The sequence below is a fragment of the Streptomyces sp. NPDC092296 genome, from assembly GCF_044755465.1.
Classification (GTDB): domain Bacteria; phylum Actinomycetota; class Actinomycetes; order Streptomycetales; family Streptomycetaceae; genus Peterkaempfera.
Genome location: NZ_JBIVRB010000001.1, coordinates 634,762 through 655,159, shown reverse-complemented (window position 1 = coordinate 655,159; position 20,398 = coordinate 634,762). Strand labels below are relative to the sequence as shown.

Sequence of the window (20,398 nt, the reverse complement as noted above, 5' to 3'; positions counted from 1 at the left end):
CAGAGCTCTTCGCCCAAGCGGTGGCACTCGAGAAGACCGTGAACGGCCGACGCGCTGCCCTCGGCCGCGACCCGGTCTATCTGACCCGCTTCGGCATGCCTCTCGCGGAGGCCATCCCCGCCCAGCGCGAAGCCCCGCCCGAGAAAATGGAGGACAGCGGCTGCGACTCCGGCTGGTGCATGACCTGACCACTCGCCTCCGGCCAGCGGGAGGACAGCACGGCTGCCTGAGCCACGGCCTGATAGAGTGCACGACTGGTAAAGCGCACCCAGACCAACCGCGCTTCCAAGGCCGTGACGGGGTGGAGAGGGACTGTCCAGCCAACGGTGTAACTCGTGTGGTGTGGGTTATCGGCGGCCGATGGAGAGTCGGCCGTCGAAGGCGATGTCGAAGGCCTGCAGTGCGGGCTTCCATCGCATGGTCCAGCGTTTGCGGCCCTGCCCGGTGGGGTCCAGGCTCATCACCGCCATGTAGACGCACTTGAGCGCTGCGGCCTCGTTCGGGAAGTGCCCGCGGGCGCGGACGGCCTTGCGGATGCGCGCGTTGACGCTCTCGATCGCGTTCGTCGTGCGGACGGTCCGGCGGATCTCGGCGTCGAACTGGAGGAACGGCACGAACTCGGCCCAGGCGTTCTCCCAGAGCCGTACGATCGCCGGGTATCTGCCGCCCCATTCCTCGGCGAAGTCCAGGAAGCGTTCCTCGGCGGCCTTCGCGGTGGGGGCGGTGCAGACGGGCTTGAGCCCGCGGGAGGTCTTGTCCCAGTCCTGGCGGCCCGCGTAGCGGAACGAGGCCCGCAGCAGGTGGACGACGCAGGTCTGCGTGACCGCCCGGGGGGCCAGACCGCTCCGATCGCGTCCGGCAGGCCCTTGAGACCGTCGCAGACGACCTGCACACGTCTTCGACGCCGCGGTTCTTGATCTCCGTGAGGACCTGGAGCCAGTACCTGGCGCCCTCGCCTCCGTCGCCGGCCCGCAGACCGAGGATGTCACGGGTGCCGTCCACGGTCACGGCGAGGGCGACATAGACCGGCCGGTTGGCCACCCGCCCGTCGCGGACCTTCACGTGGACGCGGTCGATGAAGACCGCCGGGTAGACCGGGTCCGGCGGCCGGTTCTGCCATTCGGCCATCCCGTCCATGACCTTGTCGGCAATGGTCGAGATGGTCTGCTTGGACACGCTGGCGCCGTAGACCTCGGCCAGGTGCGCGGAGATGTCACCGTGCGTCAGACCCCTTGCGGACAGGGACAGCACCATCTCGTCCACGCCGGTCAGCCGACGCTGGCGCTTCTTGACGATCTGCGGCTCGAAGCTGCCCCCACGGTCCCGCGGGACTGCGGTCTCGACCGGACCGACATCGGTCGGCACGATCCTGCAGCGGACGCCGTTGCGGCTGTTGCCGCTGCCCGCGCCGGCCGGATCGTGCTTCTCGTAGCCGAGGTGGTCGGTGATCCCGCCCTCCAGGGCGGACTCCGGCACACGCTTGGCCAGCCGCTGCAGCAGCCCGCCCTCACCGGTCAACTGGAGCCCGCTCGCGCGGGCCCGGTCGACCAGCTGCCCGATCAACTGCTCGTCCAGCACGTCCGCCGGCAGCTCGACCGGCAGGACCCCTTCAACCGCCTCAACCGAGGCAGTCACGTCGCTCATCAGGTGCTACTTCCATGATCGGGAGTTACACCGAAGACCGTACAGACCCGGTGGAGATGCACGGAGCAAGGCTGGACAACCGGTACCGCCTGGACTCAATCCTGGGCGCTGGCGGTATGGGCCAGGTGTGGCGAGCCTTCGACGTCGGCGAGCCACGGCAGGTACCGCAGGAGTGCGGCGGCGTAGCCGGCACCGAGGAGGGCGATGGCGCCGGGGACGTCGGGCAGGGACTGGTAGGTGACCTCGTTCTCCAGAACGAAGACCGTGCGGATGCCCGGAGGCGGGGCGGAGAATTCGTTCGCGCGGACGGTGATCTCGCTGAACGGACCCGGCTGGTTTCCGAGGAAGCGCAGGCGCACGTAGGGCGGCTTGGTGAGAAAGCCGTAGCGTGCGGCGAAGTCGCTCTTGGGCGTCTGGGTGTGGATGCGGTCGGCAGGCAGCGCATGGTCCAGGAGTTCGCCGAGGATGCCGTTGTTGGCCTCGATGAACTTGGTGTCGACGCCGGGGACGTCGACCTGTCGGAGGTAGATCGGGCCGGTGTCGTGGTCCTGTATCCAGCGCACTGTGTCGACGAGCTGCTGCCAGAAAGCGCGGGCCCGGAGTGCCTTTATCGGGTGGGCGGCCATCCACTGGGCGAGGTGCGGGTCCTGCCGGGTGGTGCGGGTGTGGAGGTCGTCGAACAGGTCGACCTGCGCAGTGACTCCGAGGAGGGACCAGAGGTCTTCGCGGGTATCGATCCAGACCGCTCGGGGACCGGGTTCGAGGGGGTGTTGTTGCGGCCCCCGATGGTCTTCATCTGAATCCGCAGGTGGGGGTGCCGGTCGGCGGCCCAGGATTCAGCCCACGCCCTGGCCCGCTCGTAGTGCTCGATCGCGTCGGGTGCGACGGGGCCTTTGAGTGGAGCGCCGATGGGCTGAAAGGGGAGGTCCTGCGCAGCGGCAGCAAGGTAGAGCCCGGTGACCCACCTACGGTGGAGGGCTGCGGTGACCTGGTCTGGACGTGTCCACTGCGGCAGGGTCACGACTGGGCCTCCGGCTGCGCAGCCGGCTGGTGAATCGCTGCCTTCTGCTGGCGGTACTCTTCGATGGTGAGGGTGGTCATCCGGGAGTGGATCTCGTCGGGCTTGTAGACGTAGCCGACGCGGCTGACGTGGGGTTCGATCACGTGGAGCTTCTGCAGCGGGGTGACGACGAGGAGTTGGAGCCCGAGCCTGTGGAACAGTCCGAGGCCGAAGTGGGCGGCGCCGTCGTCGCCGCGTCCGAAGGCTTCGTCGATGACGACGAAGCGGAACGTCTTGTCGTTCTTCGCCTCGGGGTTGATGCGGAACTGGTAGGCCAGGGAGGCCGCCAGGATGGTGTAGGCGAGCTTCTCCTTCTGACCGCCGGACTTGCCGCTGGAGTCCGAGTAGACCTCGTGCTCGGTGTGGTCGGCGCTGCTGTACTCGCTGGCAGAGAAGGTGAACCACCGGCGGACGTCGGTGACGCGGGCGGTCCACTCGGCGTCCCTCTCGGCCTCGCCGGAGCGACCCTTGAATCGGTCGAGCAAGCGCTTGACCTGCAGGAACTTCTCCTCCGTGTAGGCACCGTCGGTCTCGGTGACGAGCGTGTCGGAGGTGCATTCGAGCAGGTCGCGGCGGAAGTCCCGGATCTCGACGTTGGCGGTGGGCACGGCGTTGAGGCACATGTACCGGCCCGGGGCGTAGTCGATCTCCTCCAGGGAGGCGTTGATGACGCCGATGCGTTCGCGGATCTCCTGTTCCTGGGCGCGCAGGCGGGCCTGGAAGGAGGCGAGGTCGCGGATGACGTTCGTGCGCAGGTACTGCTGGAACTTCTCCTGGAACCTGGGCAGGTCGTCGCCGACCAGCTGAGTGTGAAGCGCGCGGTAGTTCTTGGCCGAGCCTAGGGTGTTGTCGAGGTCGTTCGCGTCCTGCGGGTAGGCGGCACGGAAGGACGTCATCTTGGCGGTGGCGTCGCTGGCGGCGCTCTGCAGGGCCTACTGCTGGGTCTCGACGGTACGGCTGAGCTTGGCGACGGCCTGGGTCTCCGCCGTCTGCAGCTGCTCCAGGTACCGATCCCCCACAGCTGTAGCCGGCAGGAATGCTGCCAGGGCGTCGGTGTGGCCGGCCAGGGCGGCGAGGTCGGACTGTTCGAGGACTGCGGATGTCGCGGCGAGCTTGGCCGTCACTTTGCCGTGTTCGTTGCGGATGCCGCCGAGCTTCTCGCCGCCGGTACAGACAGCTGCTCGGCCGCGCTCGATCTCGGTGTTCGTGCGGGCGAGTTCCGCGGTGAGCTTGTCGAGCCGACCTCGGCGACGAGGTCCTTCTTCTGCTGCTCGACTTGCTCCAGCTCGGCGACCGAGGCGTGCCGGTCGGTGTAGGAGGAGACGGTTCCAAGGAGCGTCAGTGCCTCACCGACGCTGGCGCGCTTCTTCTGCTGCAGTGTGATCTCGCGGGTTCGCCCGGTGATGGCCGCGCTCTCCTTGGTGAGTTGGGTTGCCTTGGCGAGGAGCGCGTCCAGCTTCGCCTGGTTGGTCCAGCCGAGCACCCAGGAGCTGCGGTCGTCGATGCGGGATGTGTCGTTCTTCTCGTGCCGGCCGCCGCCGCCCTTGATCAGGCCCTGCTTCGTCACTGCAGGCCGGGCGGAGCGGGTGAAGGCGTCGAGGTCGGCCGCGCACACGTAGTCGGCGCGGGTCTTCGACTGTGCGGCGAGCCAGTCGTACGCCCAGGTGTCGTGCCGGACTTCGAGCTTGCCCGTCAACACGTCCCGGTCCTTGCGGCAGCTCTGCGGCCAGCACGTGGGCAGGCACCTTGTAGTAGACCAGCCGCAGTCCGAGGTGGCGTCCGTTCACCCACTCCGAGACCCGGGTGTAGTGGGCTTCGGGTACCAGGAGGGACAGTGCGAAGCCGCGAAGGACTCGTTCGGCTGCTCCGGCCCACACGGCTTCGTCGTCGCGGACCTGGATCAGTTCTCCTGCGAAGGGAAGGTCGTCGACGGAGACTTCTGTGGCGGCGGCGAGGTTCTGCCGCAATTCGAGGAGCTTGGCGGGGATGCTGGAGCGCTGGCTCTGCAGGCTGGTGATCTCGTGCTGGACCTCGCCGGTCTCTTTGGTGTTGTTGTGGCGGCCGACGGCCAGGGCGTCGAGTTCCTCGCGCTCCTGCTGTTCGAGCTGCTCGGCGTGCGCGCGGGCCTCGGCGATCTGGTGAGCGCGTTCACGGAACGACACCTTGTCGCCGACCGGCCAGACCGGCCGTGCCGAGCCAGCCCGCGTAGTCGCTGGCTCGGCTGCGGCGCCGGTCACGCTCGCCGCTCAGTTCGCCGATCCTTGCGTCCAGCCGGACCAGCTTTTCCCCGCCCGCGCCGTCGATCTGGCGCTGGAGGGTATCGGCACTCTGGCGGAGCTGTTCCAGGTCCGCCTCGCGCTGTTCCTGCTGCGCGGCGAGGTATTTGATGCGCTCCTCCAGTTCGGTGCTTTGCCGGCCCAGGGCGCGTCATGCCGGTGCTGGGCGAAGAAGGCGGGGAGCACGTCGCGTCGCTGCTTGAGCGTGTCGATGTCGCGCTGGATCTCATCGCACCTGTCGCACGCCTGCACGATTGGCCCGAGTGCGTCGATCACCGCCTTCGCCCGGACGACCTCGTCGTGGCTGGCGGTCAGCGCGGTGAAATGCGCGACGATCTTGGCGACCTCGGTCTTGGCGTCGAACGGTTCGAGCATCCGCTCGCGGACGAACTCGTCGAGGCTGCCGACGGCCTTCATCGACACCGTCTGATGAAACAGGTCCAGCGCCTGGTCGCTGGGGATACTGAGGCTGCGGCGCAGGGCCTTCGCGTAAGGCGGGTAGCTGTTGTGGATCGTCGCCTTGCTGCGCCGCAGTCGCTGGCGCAGGTCGTTGATGTCGCTGCCAAAGTCGGTGAAGTGCGCCTCGATGGACAGCGGGGCGTCGGCAGTGACGTAGAACCGGTCAGGCTGGCCGGTGTTGGCGTCGGGAACCCAGAACACCTGGGCGAGAGTGACGTGGATGCCGAGGGGGTAGTTGGTGAACACGCCCAGGATCACGCTTTGGGAGGAGGAGCCGCGCAGCGGGATGGGGCGGGTGCTGTTCGTCGCCTCGACCCGCTCAGTCTTGTAGTGACCGAGCACGTACGAGCGCAGGTTCCGCTCCTTCGCGTCGGCGCCCGCGGCCTTGTTGTAGGCGATCTTGTTGGCCGGCAGCGGCAGGGTGGTCATCGCGTCCACCAGCGTGGACTTACCGGAGCCGACTCCGCCGGTCAGCAGAGCGCTGCGGCCGTCGATCCCGAAGCTCCAGATGGTCCAGTGGAACGTGCCCTAGAAGACTCATGAAGATCTTGTTGGGGGCTGGCCAGCTGGAGGCCGGACAGTCCCCCCTGGTTATGCGTTGGCCGGGGCGAGTGTCCAGGTACCGCCGGTGCGGGTGAGTCCGAGGTTGATCAGTCGGCGGAGGTTGAGGGCGGCTGCTCGGGTGTGGAGCCAGGTGTCGTTCTTGATGGTGCCGAGGTAGCGGAGTCTGCGGTTGCCTCGGTGAACGATCCAGGCGACGGCGCGTTCGACCGGTGGCCGCCAGCGTCGGTAGTCGGCCTGCCAGTCGGGGTCGGTGGCGGCCTGGCGGCGGGCGGCAGTGAGCAGGTCGTGGTGCGAGCGGATGGTGAGGATGCGCCCTGCCTTGGCCTTGGTGCACCGCTCGCGCAGGGCGCATCCGGTGCACAGGTTCCCGAAGGTGGCCTTGCGCTGGTTGTGCTGCCCGCCGGGGTCTGCGAGGGGGACGGTGTGTCCGGCGGGGCGGGTCACGGTGGCGGCGGTGGTGTCGATGGCGAAGTCGTCGAGGGTGAAGCCGCCGGGGACGGCCGGCCGCAGCGGGGCGGGCTTGAAGAAGAGCTGTTGCCCTGCCTCTTCGAGGGCTTGGCGGGCGTCGCCGGTGGAGTAGGCGGTGTCCCCGGAGGCGTCCACCGGTTCGTCCTCGTCGGCGAGCAGTTCCAGGCCGACGGCGGCCTCGTGGTGCTCGGCGCCCGTGCCGGGTCGCAGGGCGACGGCGGTGTACAACCCGGTCTCGGGCTCGATGGCGAGGTGGGCCTTGAAGCCGTCCTGCTGGTGGGTGCGGGTCTTGTGCACGTGGCGCGTTTCGGGGTCGACGGTGGAGACCGTCCGGTCGTAGGCGGTGCCGCGGACGATGCGCCAGCGGCCGTCTCGGCCGTCGGAGTCCTCTGTGGGCTCGACGTCCTGGCCTGCGACCAGAGCCAGGATGCCGACCGCGCTCGCGGCCTTCTCCCCGAGCTGCTGCCCGGGCAGGTGGCCCAGCAGCCGCAGCGCGTCCCCGACCAGAGCGTCGACGAGGTCGGCCCGGGCCTGCTCGTCGTTCCAGGCGATGCGGGGCTTGCCCGGGTCGGCGTAGTCGTGGGCGGTGCACTGCGTCGCGGCCGCCTCGGCAGCCCCGGGGACCTCGCGGATCACCGCGCGGACCGCGGCGACGAGCTGGGTGACGGTGTCCTGGGTGGCGACCGCGTCATCCAGCACAGTGGAGTCCAGCGCCCGGCGATGCCTGCCTTTCAGGACACCGGTGGCGTTCACGACCTCGCGCACGGCCTCGAAGATGCGGTTCGGGCGGGCGGAGCGGGCCAGTCGACGGCGGAAGTAGGCCAGCAGCGACGGGTCGAACGCGGTGTCGTGCAGGCCGAGTCCACACGCGGCCTTCCACCGCAGGTCACAGCGCAGTTCCTGGACGGTCTCGAAGTCCGAAAGCCCGTGCAGGGACTGCAGGGTGATCGCGGCGGCCAGGATCTGCGGCGGCATACTCGAACGCCCGTTCGCCAACGGATACATGTCGGCGAACACCGCCGCCGGGAACAACGCCCCGCGATGCTCGGCCAGGAACGCGAACACGCTCGCCGCCGGGATCAACTCCCGACAGGTCTCCCACACATCCGGCCCAACCGTCTCCCCGGCCCATTCCCCCATCGACACGACAAACAGTCTGGCCCCACCGCTCCCACGGCGGGGCCAAAACCAAGATCTTCATGAGTCTTCTAGGCCGTGTCTCGTAGATCAGTTGGTCGTCTGATGTGATGTGGCGTATCGGGGTGGGTTGACGGATGCGGCGTGGGAGCGGATCAGGGATCTGCTGCCAGCCTATCCGCGGCAGGGTGCCAGGTGGCGGGACCACCGGCTGGTGATCGACGGTGTCGCGTGGAAGTACCGCACCGGATCCCCGTGGCGGGATCTGCCGGAGGACTTCGGGCCGTGGCAGACCGTCTACCTGCGCTTCCGCCGCTGGGCCCGCGACGGCACCTGGCACCGCATCCTCACGGCGCTCCAGACGCGTGCCGACGCCGCCGGCGACATCGACTGGCTGGTGTGCGTGGACTCCACCGTCGTCCGGGCCCACCAGCACGCCGCCGGCGCCCGTGAAAAGGGGGGCGCCCGCCGGGCGAACCGCACGACCACGCCCTCGGGCGGTCCCGCGGAGGGCTGAGCGCCAAGATCCACCTCGCCTCGGACGGCGGATGCCGGCCCCTGGCGCTGGTGCTCACCGCCGGGCAGGCTGGCGACGCACCGCAGTTCCCCGCGATCATGGACCGCATCCGGGTCCCCAGGCCCGACCCCGGCCGCCCCAGGACGCGGCCCGACCAGGTCTCCTGCGACAAGGCGTACTCCTCCTACGCCATCCGCTCCCACCTACGCCGACGCGGGATACGGGCAGTCATCCCGGAACCGGACGACCAGAAGGCTAACCGCAGGCGCCGCGGCCACCGGGGCGGAAGACCGCCGGCCCTCGACGCCACGGCCTACAAGCAGCGCAACACCGTCGAGCGGTGCATCAACCGCCTCAAGCAGTGGCGAGGCATCGCCATGCGCACCGACAAACTCGCCATCCACTACGAAGCCGCACTCCACCTCGCATCGATCTTCCTCTGGGCCAGACCCTGATCTACAAGACAGCTCCTAGGGCCTGTGTGATGTTGTGATCAGTTGGGTGGTCGCAGGAGGTCGTCGATCCAGATCATCGAGGCGCGGAGGTGGAGGCCTGCGAGATAGCTCTCGGGCGTCTTGTCGAAACGGGTGGCGATGCCTCGCCAGGCCTTCAGTTTGTTGACCAGGCGCTCGACGGTGTTCCGCTCTTTGTAGAGGTCGGTGTCGTAGTCGACAGGTCGACCACCCCTGCTGCCCCTCTTCCTGCGGTTGGCGGCTTGGTCCTTCTTCTCCGGGATGACTGCCTTGATACGGCGTTTGCGCGGGTAGGCGCGGTTGGCGCGGGACGAGTAGGCCTTGTCGGCGGCGACCGCGCCGGGCCGGGTGCGGGGGCGCCCGACGGGCAGGCGCACGCGGACCTCGGCGAGGACGGGGACGAACTGCGGACTGTCGCCGGCCTGCCCCGCGGTGAGGACGAGCGCGAGCGGGCGGCACCGTCGGTCGGCCGCGAGATGGACCTTGCTGGTCAGCCCACCCCGCGATCTGCCGAGCAGGGCCTGTGCCAGGCGGAGCCGGTGCCGCCGTCGGACGTCCCTGCGCTCGTCCTGTCCGTCCTGCTCCTGCGGTTCGCCCCTTTTTGCCGGGCTGTTTCCTGCTCGCGCGCGGCCTCCTCCAGGGCCTGCATGACCTCCTCGCCGACGAGCATCCCGGCGGCGTCGTGGTGAGCGCGGACGGTCGTGGAGTCGACGCTGACCAGCGAGAGGTCCGTCTTCCCTTCACGGGCGGCCTCAGCGATCAGGCCTTCGAGCAGGGCCGTGAACACGCCGGCGTCGCGCCAGACCCGGAACCGGCCGAAGACCGTGGACCAGGGGCCGAACTCGTCGGGCATCTCCCGCCACTGGGCACTGGAACGGAACCGCCAGATCACCCCCTCGAACTGGTCGCGAAGCCGCTCGGGGTACGGCCCGAACTTGCCGATCGGGAGATAGGGATCAATCAAGTGCCACTGGTCGTCAGTGAGTTGCCTGCGCGTCACACCCAACAGTTTCGCCGGGTTCTACCCGGGGCGGAACAGAACCCGAAGATTGATCACAACATCACACAGGCCCTAGTTGAGCACCTCCAGACGGGATAGGCGGAAGCCCGGGCCGACACCGAAAGTGCCGTCGGCGGGCCCTGACTGCTGGGGGATGAGGGCGGCTGCCGGTGCGGTGGTGGTGCTCATTCGTCGCCCTCCGGCGTGATGGTGTCGCGGTAGGTGGAAAGCAGGTCGTTGTAGTCGCTGAGGACCTGGGCGTCGACCAGGGCCTTTATGTGGCGACGCACCTCGTACAGGCCGGGCTGCTTGGTCTGGCGCAGCGCGTTCAGGCGCACAGCTTCTTGATGTTGCTGTCGATCTGGTCGATCAACTTCGCCTCGTTGCTGCGCGGCGGCAGGAAGCCGCGGACCATGTCGACGAGGTCGTCGCGGGACAGCAGCAGACGGGTGTCGCCGGAAGTCGCGTCGCTCTCCGCGAGGCGCCCGCGAAGGAGGACCAGCATCAGGCTGACACCGAAGGAGAGGCGGTGGCGCGGCACCAGCCGCAGCACCGTGGCACCGTCGTCGCGCGTCTCCGGGACGAGCTGCCGGGTGTAGGCGTAGCCCTCCGCGAGGTCGAGCACAACGTCCAGGCCGATCACCCGAAGGTAGTCGCGCCGATCGCTGTCTGATGCGCGGTAATCTGTTCCCAGACCGCCGGAGCGTCGCTCTGATACAGCACGCCCGCTTTCAGCAGGTGCACGATGGGCACCGACAGGGTGTCGCTCACGCCTGTTCCACCTCTCCGGCGGCCGAGCCGCCCTCGTTGCGCACGAAGGTCACCTGTGGCACCGTCGCCACGGTGTTCCGGTGAGTTGACGCGCTCGTACACCAGCTCACGGCAGCGCTCGGGGTCGATCACCACATCCAGCCCCGGTCGCTGCAACTGGAAGTACGTCAGCAGCTCGGCGAGCCCCAGCGTCAGCGGAAAGCGGTCAAGGACGGTCTCCAGGCTCGCCTGACCGCTCGGGCTCTCCGCGAGCAGCGCCAGCACATGTCCGGCCAGCGCCGCGTCGTCCACGTTCAGACCGGCGGACAGCTCCGAGACGTCCACGTCCGCCTCGTCGGTCGCTTCGTCCACCGCGCTGTCCAGTTCCGCGCGCTCGGGCGGCATGTACAGGCGCCGCTCCATCGGCAGGGCCAGGTTCACCTCCGGGACTTCCAGCTCGATACCCGGAAGGTCACGCCGGCCATCCAGCGCGGTGATGTGCCGCTGGATCGAGTGTGCCAGGGCCAGGACCCGGCGGTCCCCCTCCCGCTCCCGGTCAGCCAGGAACCGGCGCAGCTGCTCGGTGAGCTGCCGGACCGTGTCCTGAGTGCTCTCGGCCGCATAGAGCCACGCCCGCGGGATCTTGAGGAGGTTCTTGTTGATCTTGCCGTCGAGCTGCGGCAGCTGGTTCACCTCCTCCAGGAGCGCCAGCAGTTCCTCCTGACGCCGGGGCGAGAAGGTAGTCGAAGAACGCCTGGAAGCTCTGCCCCTGCTCCGAGTCGGCGATCATCTCCCGGTCCATGAGGAAGGCGGCCAGCAGCTCGCCCTTGCCACCCTCTGCGCTCGCCACGTCCTGCCGGAAGCGCCGGTCCAGCTCCCGCAGGTTCCCCTCCACCCCCCGGAAATCCCGCAACAGGTCCATGGCCATACTCTCCACCTGCTGGTACCGGTCGAGCAGGGCCACCGGCGTCAGCACCTCAAGCTCACCCGCCCGCAGCCGCGCGATCTGCGCATCGATCTCGTCCCGCTCACGGCTGAGTTCGTCGATGCGCGCCTGTGGGTCCATCTCCGTACCGAAGGCCATCTGCCGCAGCAGGTCGATGATGGTGCCGAGACGGGACTCCGTGCCGATGAACGAGCGCGCGGGCAGGGCTCGGACCCAGGCGACGGCCTTCTCCAAGGCGCTGGTCGCGTCGAAGTGCGGCTCGTCCTCACCCGGCGGGTAGTACTTGCGCAGTCAGCCCTTGTTGGTCCACTCCGTCAAGTACTCCGAAGCAGTCCGCGGGTACGACCCCAGCGCCCGCTCGTTCAGAGCGTACAGCTGGTCGTCCAAACGCGAGACCAGGACACCCTCGGGCACCCCCCGCTCGTTCTCGTCGACGAAGACCATGCCACAGAACGTCAGAACCAGCGGAGCGCTGTCGGCACGCAGCAGCTGCCACGCCGGGTGATTGACCAGGCCACTTACACCGTCGAAGTCCACGCATCCCTACCAGCGCCAGAACGGATCAGCACCACGCCGGACCGAACCCGGCTGGCTGCGCCCACCGTAAAGCCAGGTACCGACAAAGGCGGATAATCAGACATATTTTCGAATCTGCCCTGGCTCGGCAATGCGCTGAGCTGGGGCCACGACCGCAGCGCCCACTGCATCCCACGCGATGGCCCAGGCTCCCGCAGAAGCGTCACTCAGAGCAATTGACAAAGATGCAGGTGGACGGTCATTTGCCGAGAGATTTGCGGCCTGGAAATCACTCACTGCGACCAACAATCCGCGCATCTGGCATGCATTGGCTTGGCAGACAAATCGGACACTCGTTCCATGGTCAATGGAACGTAAAACCCCCAGGACATAGGCCTGACCTGGGGGTTTACCTTGGAGCCGCCTAAGGGAATCGAACCCTTGACCTACGCATTACGAGTGCGTCGCTCTGGCCAACTGAGCTAAGGCGGCAGTGCCAGTGAGGGCGTCGGGAGGACGGACCTGACGGGCAACGGGCGATAGTCTACACAGGTCTGGGGGGTGGTCCGGAACTGCGTGGGGGCGGGCAGGGGCTACTTGGTGCAGAGCTTGCCGTTCTGGGGGGCGGTGCCCTCCAGGAGGTAGAGGTTGACCGCCGTGTCGATGCAGTCGCTGCCGCCGCCGTACGCGGTGTGGCCGTCGCCCTGGAAGGTGAGGAGGCGGCCGGAGGAGAGCTGGGCGGCCAGGGACTTGGCCCAGGCGTAGGGGGTGGCCGGGTCGCGGGTGGTGCCGACGACGACGATCGGGGCGGCGCCGGCGGCGGCGATGGTGTGCGGGCGGCCGATCGGCTTGACCGGCCAGTAGGCGCAGTTCAGCGACATCCAGGCCATGGCCCGGCCGAAGTGCGGGGAGACCCGGACGAAGTCGGGGACGGCGGCGGCTGCCTGCTGCGGGGTGGTGAACGGGGCGGGCAGGTCGAGGCAGTTGACCGCGAGGTTGGCGTCCATCAGATTGGCGTACCGGCCGTTCTTGCCGCGCTCGTAGTAGGAGTCGGCCAGGGCGAGCAGTCCGGCGCCGTCGCCGTGCTCGGCGTCCGTGACGGCGGTGCGCAGTTGCGGCCAGAGGAAGCCGGCGTACATCGCCTGGATGACCCCGGTGATGGCCAGCGATTCGGTGAGGGGGCGGGCGGTGCCGGTGGGCAGCGGCTTGCGGTCGATGGATCGCAGCAGGTCGTCCAGCTTGCGGCCCGCCTCGGTGACGGTGGTGCCGAACGGGCAGCCGCTGCGGGAGACGCAGTCGCGGGCGAAGGACGACCAGGCGATCTCGAAGCCGCCGGCCTGGCCCAGGCCCGCCTGGCGGGAGTCGAGGGCGGGGTCGAGGGCGCCGTCCAGCACCATCCGGCCGACCCGGGTGGGGAAGAGGCCCGCGTAGGTGGCGCCCAGGAAGGTGCCGTACGACTTGCCGACGTAGTGCAGCTTGTCGTCGCCGAGCAGGGCGCGCAGCACGTCCATGTCGCGGGCGGCCTCGGTGGTGCCGACGTACGGCAGGATGCGCCCCGAGCCGCGCTCGCAGGCGGTGGCGTACTCGCGGTCCGCCTTGACCAGGGCGTTGACTTCGGCGGAGTCGTCGGGGGTGACGTCGGTGGCGGCGTAGGCGTCCATCCGGGGGCCGCTCAGGCAGTGCACGGGGCTGCTGCGGCCGACGCCGCGCGGGTCGAAGCCGACCAGGTCGTACCCGGCGCGTACCGCCGCCGGGTAGCTCGCGGCCACCGCCTCGACGTAGCCGACCGCCGATCCACCCGGGCCGCCGGGGTTGAGCAGCAGCGAGCCGATCCGGGGGTGTCCGGTGCCGGAGGCCTTCTTGCGGGCAACGGCGAGGGTGAGGTCGCCGCCGCCGGGGTGGGCGTAGTCCAGCGGCACCTTGAAGGTGGTGCACTCGAAGCCGCTGTCGCAGGCGTGCCAGGCGAGCTGCTGCCGGTAGTACGGGAGCAGCGCGGCCGGGGTGGCGGCCGGCAGCGGTTGCAGCGGGGTGGCGCCGGAGGCGGCCGGGGTGACGGAGTCGCCGCCGGTGGAGTCGGGCGCGGCCGTGCCGGACCCGGTGACCGGGAGCGCGGTGGGCCGGGGGCCGCCGGAGGAGCAGCCCGCCAGCAGCAGCCCGCAGGCCGCCAGCAGCACCGTGCCGCGCCGCAGCCTGCGCCTGTGTGGTGTGTCCTGGCCGCCTCGTACGCCGCTCATCGCCCGGTTCCTCCCGTTTCGACTTGCCTGCCGGGACAGAGCGTAGCCGTCACCCGGGCGGCTGCCGGTCCGCCACCTGGGAGGGGGCGTGTCGGCCGGCCGGGGTCAACGGGACTGCGGGGTACCGGTCTGAGGGGTGTCGGGCCGCGCGTCGGCCAGATATCGCACAGCCAGCCGTACCAGGCGAATCCGTTCGCGGTCGGCGTCGAAGTCCCGGGCCACCTCGGAGAGGCGTACCCGGGCGGTTCCGGCCCGGCCGTCGGCGCCGCGCAGGGCGTCGCGCAGCGTGCGGGCGGCGGACCGGCCCTCGGTGTCACGCCGGGCGGCGGCGAGCAGCAGCCGGGGCGCGGCGGGCCCGGTGCGGCCGTCCGCCGCCGCAGCGGTGAGGGCCTCGGTGTCGTACCGGCCGGAGAGGGCGGCGGCTGCCCCGTACAGGTCGGGGCGGGCCAGGCCGGCGGCTGCGGCGCAGGGGGCGGCGGCGCCCAGGCCGAGGGTCCGCCAGCCCTGTGGGCCGGGCGGCCGGGTGCGGAACCGGCTGCTGACCACGGCACGCAGCGCGGGGTCGTCCGGGACGGCCTCGGGGGCGGCGGTCAGCAGGTCACAGGGGTACTCGGTGCCGGGCGGGGCCTGCGGGGCGACCACGACGAACGGTACGGCGCGGGACTGCTCGGTGGCGGTGGCGAAGCCGTCGAAGACGTACGGCGCCTCGTCGTCGGCGGTGCTGCCCGGGGTGCCGGACTGGAGGACGACGACGGGGAAGCGGGCGCCGGTGTCCTCGGCGTACTGGGGTGGCAGCCAGATGTGGACGGTCCGCAGGGTGCCTGCGGCGTCGGGGAGGGACGCCTGGAGGAGTTCACCGCCGGCGGGGTGGCCGAGGATGGTGAAGGCCACCCGGGGTGCGCCGCCGGGTGCGGGCCCGGCGCCGGTCGCGGTCGGGGTCACCGCCGGGGACCGGACCTGGGGCGGGGCCTGGGTCGGGACCGGGCGGGTGGGCGTCGGCGCCTGGTGGGCGGCGGTACGGGTGGCGGTGCGCTCAAGGGCCACCAGGAGGGCTGCGGCGCAGAGGACGGCGACGACCGCGCCGCCGCCGTGCAGCAGCGATCTGCGGTGGTCGCCGGGCAGCCCGTACGGCTGGCCCGCCGACTGCTCGCGCCAGTGCGCGAGGCCGGAGCGGGCGAACCGGGCGGCGGCGGTGATGGCGGTGAGCAGCAGCAGGGCGAGGACCGGACGGACCATGGGCGCAGCACCTCCGGGACGGTGGCACCCCGGGTTCCGCGTTCCGCTGCGGCGGGGCGCACTGGCGTCTCACCCTGCGGGAGCGGCCGGTGGCAGGCCGGTGGCGGCCCCGGCCGGGTCGCCCGGATCACTCGTACGAGTGAATGCCGTACGGGCCTTCCGGCGGCGCCCCGGCCCGGCTCAGCCCGCGCGGAGGGCCAGGGTCATGGCCTCGACGGCGAGCAGCGGGTCGACGTTGCGGTCCAGCGCGGTGCGGCAGGCGAGGACGGCCTCGATCCGGCGCAGGGTGGACTCCGGCGGACCGGCGGCGGCGACCCGCTCCAGGGCGGGGCGCTGGTCCGCGTTGGCCAGGTCGCCGGTGCTGCCGAACTGGAGGGCGAGCACATCGCGGTAGAAGCCGAGCAGCTCGACCAGTGCCACGCCGAGGGTCTCGCGCCGGGTGCGGGTGGCGCGGCTCTTCTGGCGCTTCTCCAGCTCCTTGACCGCCCCCGCCATGCCCCGGGGAGCCCGGCCGCCGAGCCCCTCGGCGGCGCCGTACGCGGCCTTGAGGTCGCCGGTCTCCTTGGCGTCCCGGGTCTCGGCCAGTTGCTCGGCGTCCTGCTTGGCGGTGTCCACCAGGCGCTGGGCGGCGGTGAGGCAGCCGCCCACATCGGCGACCTCCAGCGGGATGCGCAGCACATCGGCGCGGCGGGCGCGGACCTGCTCGTCCAGCGCGAGCCGGCGGGCGCGGTCCAGGTCGCCCTGCGAGGCGCGGGCGGCGAGGTCGGCCAGACCGGGCTCGACGCCGTCGCGCCGCGTCAGCGTGTCCGCGATGGCGGCGGCGGGCGGGGTGCGCAGCACCAGCAGGCGGGAACGGGAGCGGATGGTGGGCAGGACGTCCTGCACGGAGGGTGCGCAGAGCAGCCAGACGGTACGGGGGGACGGCTCCTCGATGCCCTTGAGCAGCGCGTTTCCGGCCTGCTCGGTGAGGCGGTGGGCGTCGTCGAGCAGGATCACGGACCAGCGGCCGCCGGTGGGGTAGCTGGCGGCGCGCAGCACGAGTTCGCGCATGTCGCGGACGCCGATGGAGAGGCCGTCGTTGCGGACGGTCTTCACGTCGGCGTGGCTGCCGGCGAGCACGGTGTGGCAGCCGTCGCAGAAGCCGCAGCCCGGGGTGCCGCCCAGCTCCAGGTCGGGGCTGGTGCACTGGAGGGCGGCGGCGAAGGCGCGGGCGGCGGTGGCCTGGCCGGAGCCGGGCGGGCCGGTGAACAGCCAGGCATGGGTCATCGCCGACCCGGCCGTGGACCCGACGACGGCGTCACGCGCTTCGGTCACCACGGCCTGGGCGGCTCGGGCGGCGGTGGCCAGCTGCTCGACCGCCCGCTCCTGGCCGACCAGGTCGTCCCACACGCTCACGGGGCCATCTCTCCAGGCTTGATGCTTGCTTTCGTGCTGTCTCTGCCGCTGCCGAGCTTAGCCGGGCGGTCGGACAGGGCGGCGGGGTGGCGGCGGGGCGGGGCGCCTGTCGTCGGAGGTTGCTGCGCCGGACAACTCGCTGTGGCCGTGGGGGGTGCGTGGCTGATGGGCGTATGGAGTGTGCGGCTCGGTGGGGGGTTGGTCGAGCAGTTCCTCGCGCCCCTGGGGGGGTGCGTGGCTGATGGGCGTATGGAGTGTGCGGCTTCGGCGGGGGGTTGGTCGCGCAGTTCCTCGCGCCCCTGAGGAGGTGCATCGCTGAGGAACGTATGGAATGTGCGGCTCGGCGGGGGGTTGGTCGCGCAGTTCCTCGCGCCCCTGAGGAGGGGCATCGCTGAGGAACGTATGGAATGTGCGGCTCGGCGGGGGGGGGTTGGTCGCGCGGTTCCTCGCGCCGCTGAGGGGGGGGCCGCTCCCCGGGGGTGGGGCCCCCGGGGAGGTGCGTGGCGGGTCAGTTGCGGGGGTGGCGGCGGCCGCGGTGGGGGGTGGGGCCGTCGTCGGTGGGCTGGTCCCAGTCGTACCACTCGTCGCGGGGGCCGAGCAGGCGGTCGGTGAGGGTGGGGAGGTCGTCCAGCGGAGTCTCCTCGGCCCAGTCGGAGCGGGGACGCCCCGGGGCCGGGTCGACGGCGGGCATCTCCCGGGTCCGCTCGGCCGGCGGCTCACCGGCGCCCTGCTGCCCGGCCTCCGGCCGCCACACCCAGGAGGGCACCCGTGACTCCGGCGCGTCCGGTCCGGGCGCACCGGGCACCCGGGGCAGTACGGCGGTCTCGTCCGCCGGGGCGGCCGGGGTGCGGGGCAGCTTGGCCGTCTCCTCGGCGGCGGCGGCCGCCGCCACGGCGGCCTGGCGGTCCTCCTCCGAGATCTCGGTCGTCGCGCTGTCCGGGTCGCTGGACCCGGTGTCCGGCGCACCCTGCTGCGGCAGCTCCGTCGTGATGTCGTTGGCGGCGGCCGCAGCGGCCTCGGCCACCCGCAGCCGGGCCTGCTCCGCCCGCTGCAACGCCTCCTCGGCGCGGCGGCGCTGCTCGGCCCGCTGGGCCTCGCGCTGCCGTTCCAGCTCGGCCTGCCGCGCGGCCTCGGCCTCGATCCGGCGCCGCTCCTCCTCCTCGGCCTGCCGGCGGGCCTCCTGCTCGGCGGCACGGCGCGCCTCCTCCTCGGCCCGGCGCCTGGCCTCCTCCTCCGCGAGTCGGCGGGCGGCCTCGGCGGCCAGCCGCTCCTCCTCGGCCTTGCGCTGCCGCTCCTTCTCCTCCTCCTCGGCGCGCAGCCGGGCCAGCAGCTCCTGGCGGCGGCGCTCCTCCGCCTCGGCCTCGGCCTTGCGGCGGGCCTCCTCGGCGGCGCGCCGCGCGGCCTCCTCCTCGGCCAGCCGCTGCTGCTCGGCGCGCTGCGCCTTCTCCTGCTCGGAGAGCGGCAGCTCGCGGTCGAGCCGATGCCGGACGGCGGTGGTGACGGCCTCGGCCGGCCGGGACGCGTCCACCACCAGGTAGCGGGCGGGGTCGGCGGCGGCGAGCGCCAGGAATCCGGCCCGGACCCGCTGGTGGAACTCGCCGGGCTCGGACTCCATCCGGTCCAGCGCCTCGGTGAACCGCTCGCGGGCGGCTTCGGGGGCGACGTCCAGCAGCACGGTGAGGTCGGGCACCAGGCCGCCGGTGGCCCAGCGGGAGATCCGGGAGACCTCGGCGGCGGACAGGTCGCGTCCGGCGCCCTGGTAGGCGACGGAGGAGTCCATGTAACGGTCGGTGATCACCACGGCGCCGCGCTCCAGGGCGGGCAGGATGACGCTCTCGACGTGCTCGGCGCGGTCGGCGGCGTACAGCAGGGCCTCGGCGCGGTGCGAGATGCCGGTGTTGCCGACGTCCAGCAGCATCGAGCGCAGCCGCTGCCCGACCGGGCTGCCGCCGGGCTCGCGGGTGAGCACCACCTCGTGGCCCTTGCTGCGGATCCACTCGGCCAGGGCCTGCGCCTGGGTGGACTTCCCGGCGCCGTCGCCGCCCTCCAGGGCGATGAAGTAGCCGGTGCCGGCCCGGTGCGGGGCGCGGGGCGGGCTGCCGCGCAGGGCGGCCCACAGGTCGCCGCCCAGCGGTACGGTGCCGCGCCGGTCGTCGGTGCGCAGCAGGACGACCACCGCGAGGACCAGGGTCAGCAGTCCGCAGACGGCGAGGGCCAGCCCGGCGCCGCCCTGGCTGAACGAGAAGGTGCCGGTCGCGCCGGTGCCGTACTGCCGGGCGTCGATGCCGGCGGCGAGCAGCGGCACCACGACCAGCGCACCGGCGATCACCGCGCGCAGCACGGCGTGCAGGTGCTCGGTGACCAGGGGCTGCCTGGCCTCCTCGGTCTCCTGGTCGAGCAGCGCGCGGCCGGTGGTGATCGCGGTGCCGGCGGCGGTGCCGGCGAGCGCGGTGAGCAGCAGGACCAGCACGAAGTCGGGGGCGAGCCCGGTCAGTACCAGGGCGACGCCGAGCACGCCCAGCGCGAGGGCCAGCAGTCGGCGCCGGGAGAGGGTCGGCAGGGTCGCGCGGGCGGTGCGGATGCCCAGTGCGGGGGCGCCGGTGGCGGCGAGGACCAGCAGGCCGTAGCCGACCGGTCCGGCGCCCCGGTCGTGGGCGTGCAGCAATGCGACGGCGGCGACGCCCGTCATGGCGGCGTACGCGGCGGCGACGGCGAAGGTGAAAAACGGCGCGGAGCCGGTGCGGCCGCGCGACAGCGTGCGGCCGGTGGCGTCCGAGGGGGCGCGCAGGCCCTGCACCGGGGAGTGCGGGGCCGCGCCCGCGCCCCGCCGGGAGGACGGCAGCGTCTGGAGGTACAGCAGCACGGCGGAGACGGCGAAGAGCGCGGCGGCGCCGAGGGCGGCGCTGGTGGCCTGGTGGGCCCGCAGCCAGTCGGAGGCGGTGGCGACGACATTGCCGACCAGGGTGAGGGCGACCAGGACGGCGGCGGCCAGCGGCACGGTGGCCCAGCCGGTCGCCCGGTCCAGCGAGCGCACCGTCTCCGCCTGCGAGCCAGCTGCCCCGGGGCCGACCGGCGGGGTGTAGGGGGCGGGGGCGGGCAGCAGGGCGGACGCGGTGGCGCCCTTGGCTATCGTCCACACCCGTTCGGCGGCGCCGGCGACGAAGACGGTCACAAAGAGCCAGATCGCGGCGTTGCCGCCGGTCCAGACCACCCACCAGGGGGCGACGCCGACCAGGACGGCGCGCAGCACATCGCAGCCCAGCAGCGTCCAGCGGCGGTCCAGCCGCTCGGCGAGCAGGCTGTGCAGCGGGCCGAGCAGCAGCGCGCCGAGCAGCCCGGTGGCGGCCAGCCGGGCCGCGAACACGGCGGCCAGGGTGAGGGCCAGGCCCCGGTAGCCGCCGCCGAGCAGCTGTTCGGCGGCGGATGCCTGGAGGGTGAGCAGCGTCAGCACCAGCAGCGTGAGCCGGTCGGCGGTGCCGCCGATCAGCTGGGTCGTCCACAGTCGCCGGTACGGGCGGCTGCGGAGCAGTGCCCGGACCCGCTCGCCGACGGTTCCGGCGGGGCCCGGCGCCGGGGTGGGACCCGCCGCTGTCCGCGCTGACGTGGGCGGGGTCTTCACCCCCGCTGCCTCGGCCGTGGGCTGGGGCTGCTCGTCACGCGTCATGCGGCCAGCCTAACCGTCCGGCGGGGGTTGAAACGGGGGGTTGACCGCGCGGATGCGGG

The 20,398-nt window shown here is 71.6% G+C and carries 14 protein-coding genes, 1 tRNA gene and 4 pseudogenes; 2 read left to right on the top strand and 17 right to left on the bottom strand.

The window, feature by feature from the left end; genetic code table 11:
• Nucleotides 1-20: 20 nt before the first annotated feature.
• A complete protein-coding gene (locus tag ACIQGZ_RS03090; protein WP_402598968.1) occupies nucleotides 21-188 on the top strand; it encodes a hypothetical protein in 168 nt (55 codons plus the stop codon).
• A gap of 159 nt (nucleotides 189-347) precedes the next feature.
• Here ACIQGZ_RS03090 and ACIQGZ_RS03085 read toward each other — a convergent pair.
• The 8 genes and pseudogenes from ACIQGZ_RS03085 to ACIQGZ_RS03050 all read right to left on the bottom strand — a co-directional run bounded on the left by ACIQGZ_RS03085 (nucleotide 348) and on the right by ACIQGZ_RS03050 (nucleotide 7,611).
• Nucleotides 348-1,635 (bottom strand): annotated as a pseudogene (locus ACIQGZ_RS03085) (IS256 family transposase).
• A 104-nt stretch (nucleotides 1,636-1,739) separates the two neighbouring features.
• Nucleotides 1,740-2,003 (bottom strand): Wadjet anti-phage system protein JetD domain-containing protein, encoded by a 264-nt coding sequence (locus tag ACIQGZ_RS03080; RefSeq protein ID WP_402599958.1) that lies wholly within the window; start codon nucleotides 2,001-2,003, stop codon nucleotides 1,740-1,742.
• Nucleotides 2,004-2,150: 147 nt separating this feature from the next.
• Nucleotides 2,151-2,665: pseudogene (locus ACIQGZ_RS03075) on the bottom strand (DUF3322 domain-containing protein); the annotation flags it as partial.
• Complete coding sequence (locus tag ACIQGZ_RS03070; RefSeq protein ID WP_402598967.1) at nucleotides 2,662-3,600, bottom strand: SbcC/MukB-like Walker B domain-containing protein; 939 nt, start codon at nucleotides 3,598-3,600, stop codon at nucleotides 2,662-2,664. The pseudogene ACIQGZ_RS03075 and the gene ACIQGZ_RS03070, both read right to left, overlap by 4 nt.
• A 36-nt stretch (nucleotides 3,601-3,636) precedes the next feature.
• A complete protein-coding gene (locus tag ACIQGZ_RS03065; RefSeq protein WP_402598965.1) occupies nucleotides 3,637-3,828 on the bottom strand; it encodes a hypothetical protein in 192 nt (63 codons plus the stop codon).
• On the bottom strand, nucleotides 3,825-4,403 hold the full coding sequence (locus tag ACIQGZ_RS03060) for a hypothetical protein (protein ID WP_402598964.1): 579 nt from the start codon (nucleotides 4,401-4,403) through the stop codon (nucleotides 3,825-3,827). The genes ACIQGZ_RS03065 and ACIQGZ_RS03060 overlap by 4 nt, the downstream gene beginning before the upstream one ends.
• A 547-nt stretch (nucleotides 4,404-4,950) precedes the next feature.
• On the bottom strand, nucleotides 4,951-5,913 hold the full coding sequence (locus ACIQGZ_RS03055; protein ID WP_402599957.1) for an ATP-binding protein: 963 nt from the start codon (nucleotides 5,911-5,913) through the stop codon (nucleotides 4,951-4,953).
• Nucleotides 5,914-6,030: 117 nt separating this feature from the next.
• Entirely contained in the window at nucleotides 6,031-7,611 is a 1,581-nt protein-coding gene (locus ACIQGZ_RS03050) for an IS1182 family transposase (RefSeq protein WP_402599956.1), read from the bottom strand.
• 109 nt (nucleotides 7,612-7,720) lie between these two features.
• On the opposite strand from ACIQGZ_RS03050, the gene ACIQGZ_RS03045 reads away from it, so the two are divergent.
• Nucleotides 7,721-8,580 (top strand): IS5 family transposase gene (locus ACIQGZ_RS03045; RefSeq protein ID WP_402598963.1). Its coding sequence is split into 2 segments (ribosomal slippage): nucleotides 7,721-8,081 and nucleotides 8,081-8,580, totalling 861 coding nucleotides; the frame shifts between segments, so codons are not numbered across the junction.
• Between the two features lie 38 nt (nucleotides 8,581-8,618).
• Here the strand turns inward: ACIQGZ_RS03045 and ACIQGZ_RS03040 are convergent.
• The 9 genes and pseudogenes from ACIQGZ_RS03040 to tmk all read right to left on the bottom strand — a co-directional run bounded on the left by ACIQGZ_RS03040 (nucleotide 8,619) and on the right by tmk (nucleotide 20,339).
• A pseudogene (locus tag ACIQGZ_RS03040) lies at nucleotides 8,619-9,598 on the bottom strand (IS5 family transposase).
• Nucleotides 9,599-9,783: 185 nt separating this feature from the next.
• Nucleotides 9,784-9,936, bottom strand: coding sequence for a hypothetical protein (locus tag ACIQGZ_RS03035; protein ID WP_402598962.1), 153 nt, complete (start codon nucleotides 9,934-9,936; stop codon nucleotides 9,784-9,786).
• Nucleotides 9,927-10,241: a DUF4194 domain-containing protein gene (locus tag ACIQGZ_RS03030; protein WP_402598961.1), complete on the bottom strand. Its 315-nt coding sequence runs from the start codon at nucleotides 10,239-10,241 to the stop codon at nucleotides 9,927-9,929. The genes ACIQGZ_RS03035 and ACIQGZ_RS03030 overlap by 10 nt, the downstream gene beginning before the upstream one ends.
• A pseudogene (locus ACIQGZ_RS03025) lies at nucleotides 10,238-11,831 on the bottom strand (DUF3375 domain-containing protein). The gene ACIQGZ_RS03030 and the pseudogene ACIQGZ_RS03025 overlap by 4 nt, the downstream one beginning before the upstream one ends.
• A gap of 394 nt (nucleotides 11,832-12,225) precedes the next feature.
• A tRNA-Thr gene (locus ACIQGZ_RS03020) sits at nucleotides 12,226-12,302 on the bottom strand.
• 101 nt (nucleotides 12,303-12,403) lie between these two features.
• On the bottom strand, nucleotides 12,404-14,044 hold the full coding sequence (locus tag ACIQGZ_RS03015) for an alpha/beta hydrolase (RefSeq protein ID WP_402598960.1): 1,641 nt from the start codon (nucleotides 14,042-14,044) through the stop codon (nucleotides 12,404-12,406).
• 105 nt (nucleotides 14,045-14,149) lie between these two features.
• On the bottom strand, nucleotides 14,150-15,280 hold the full coding sequence (locus ACIQGZ_RS03010) for a hypothetical protein (RefSeq protein WP_402598959.1): 1,131 nt from the start codon (nucleotides 15,278-15,280) through the stop codon (nucleotides 14,150-14,152).
• Nucleotides 15,281-15,460: 180 nt separating this feature from the next.
• Nucleotides 15,461-16,675 (bottom strand): DNA polymerase III subunit delta', encoded by a 1,215-nt coding sequence (locus ACIQGZ_RS03005; protein WP_402598958.1) that lies wholly within the window; start codon nucleotides 16,673-16,675, stop codon nucleotides 15,461-15,463.
• Nucleotides 16,676-17,183: 508 nt separating this feature from the next.
• Nucleotides 17,184-20,339, bottom strand: a complete 3,156-nt coding sequence (gene tmk / locus ACIQGZ_RS03000; RefSeq protein WP_402598957.1) for a dTMP kinase — start codon at nucleotides 20,337-20,339, stop codon at nucleotides 17,184-17,186.
• Nucleotides 20,340-20,398 lie beyond the last annotated feature (59 nt).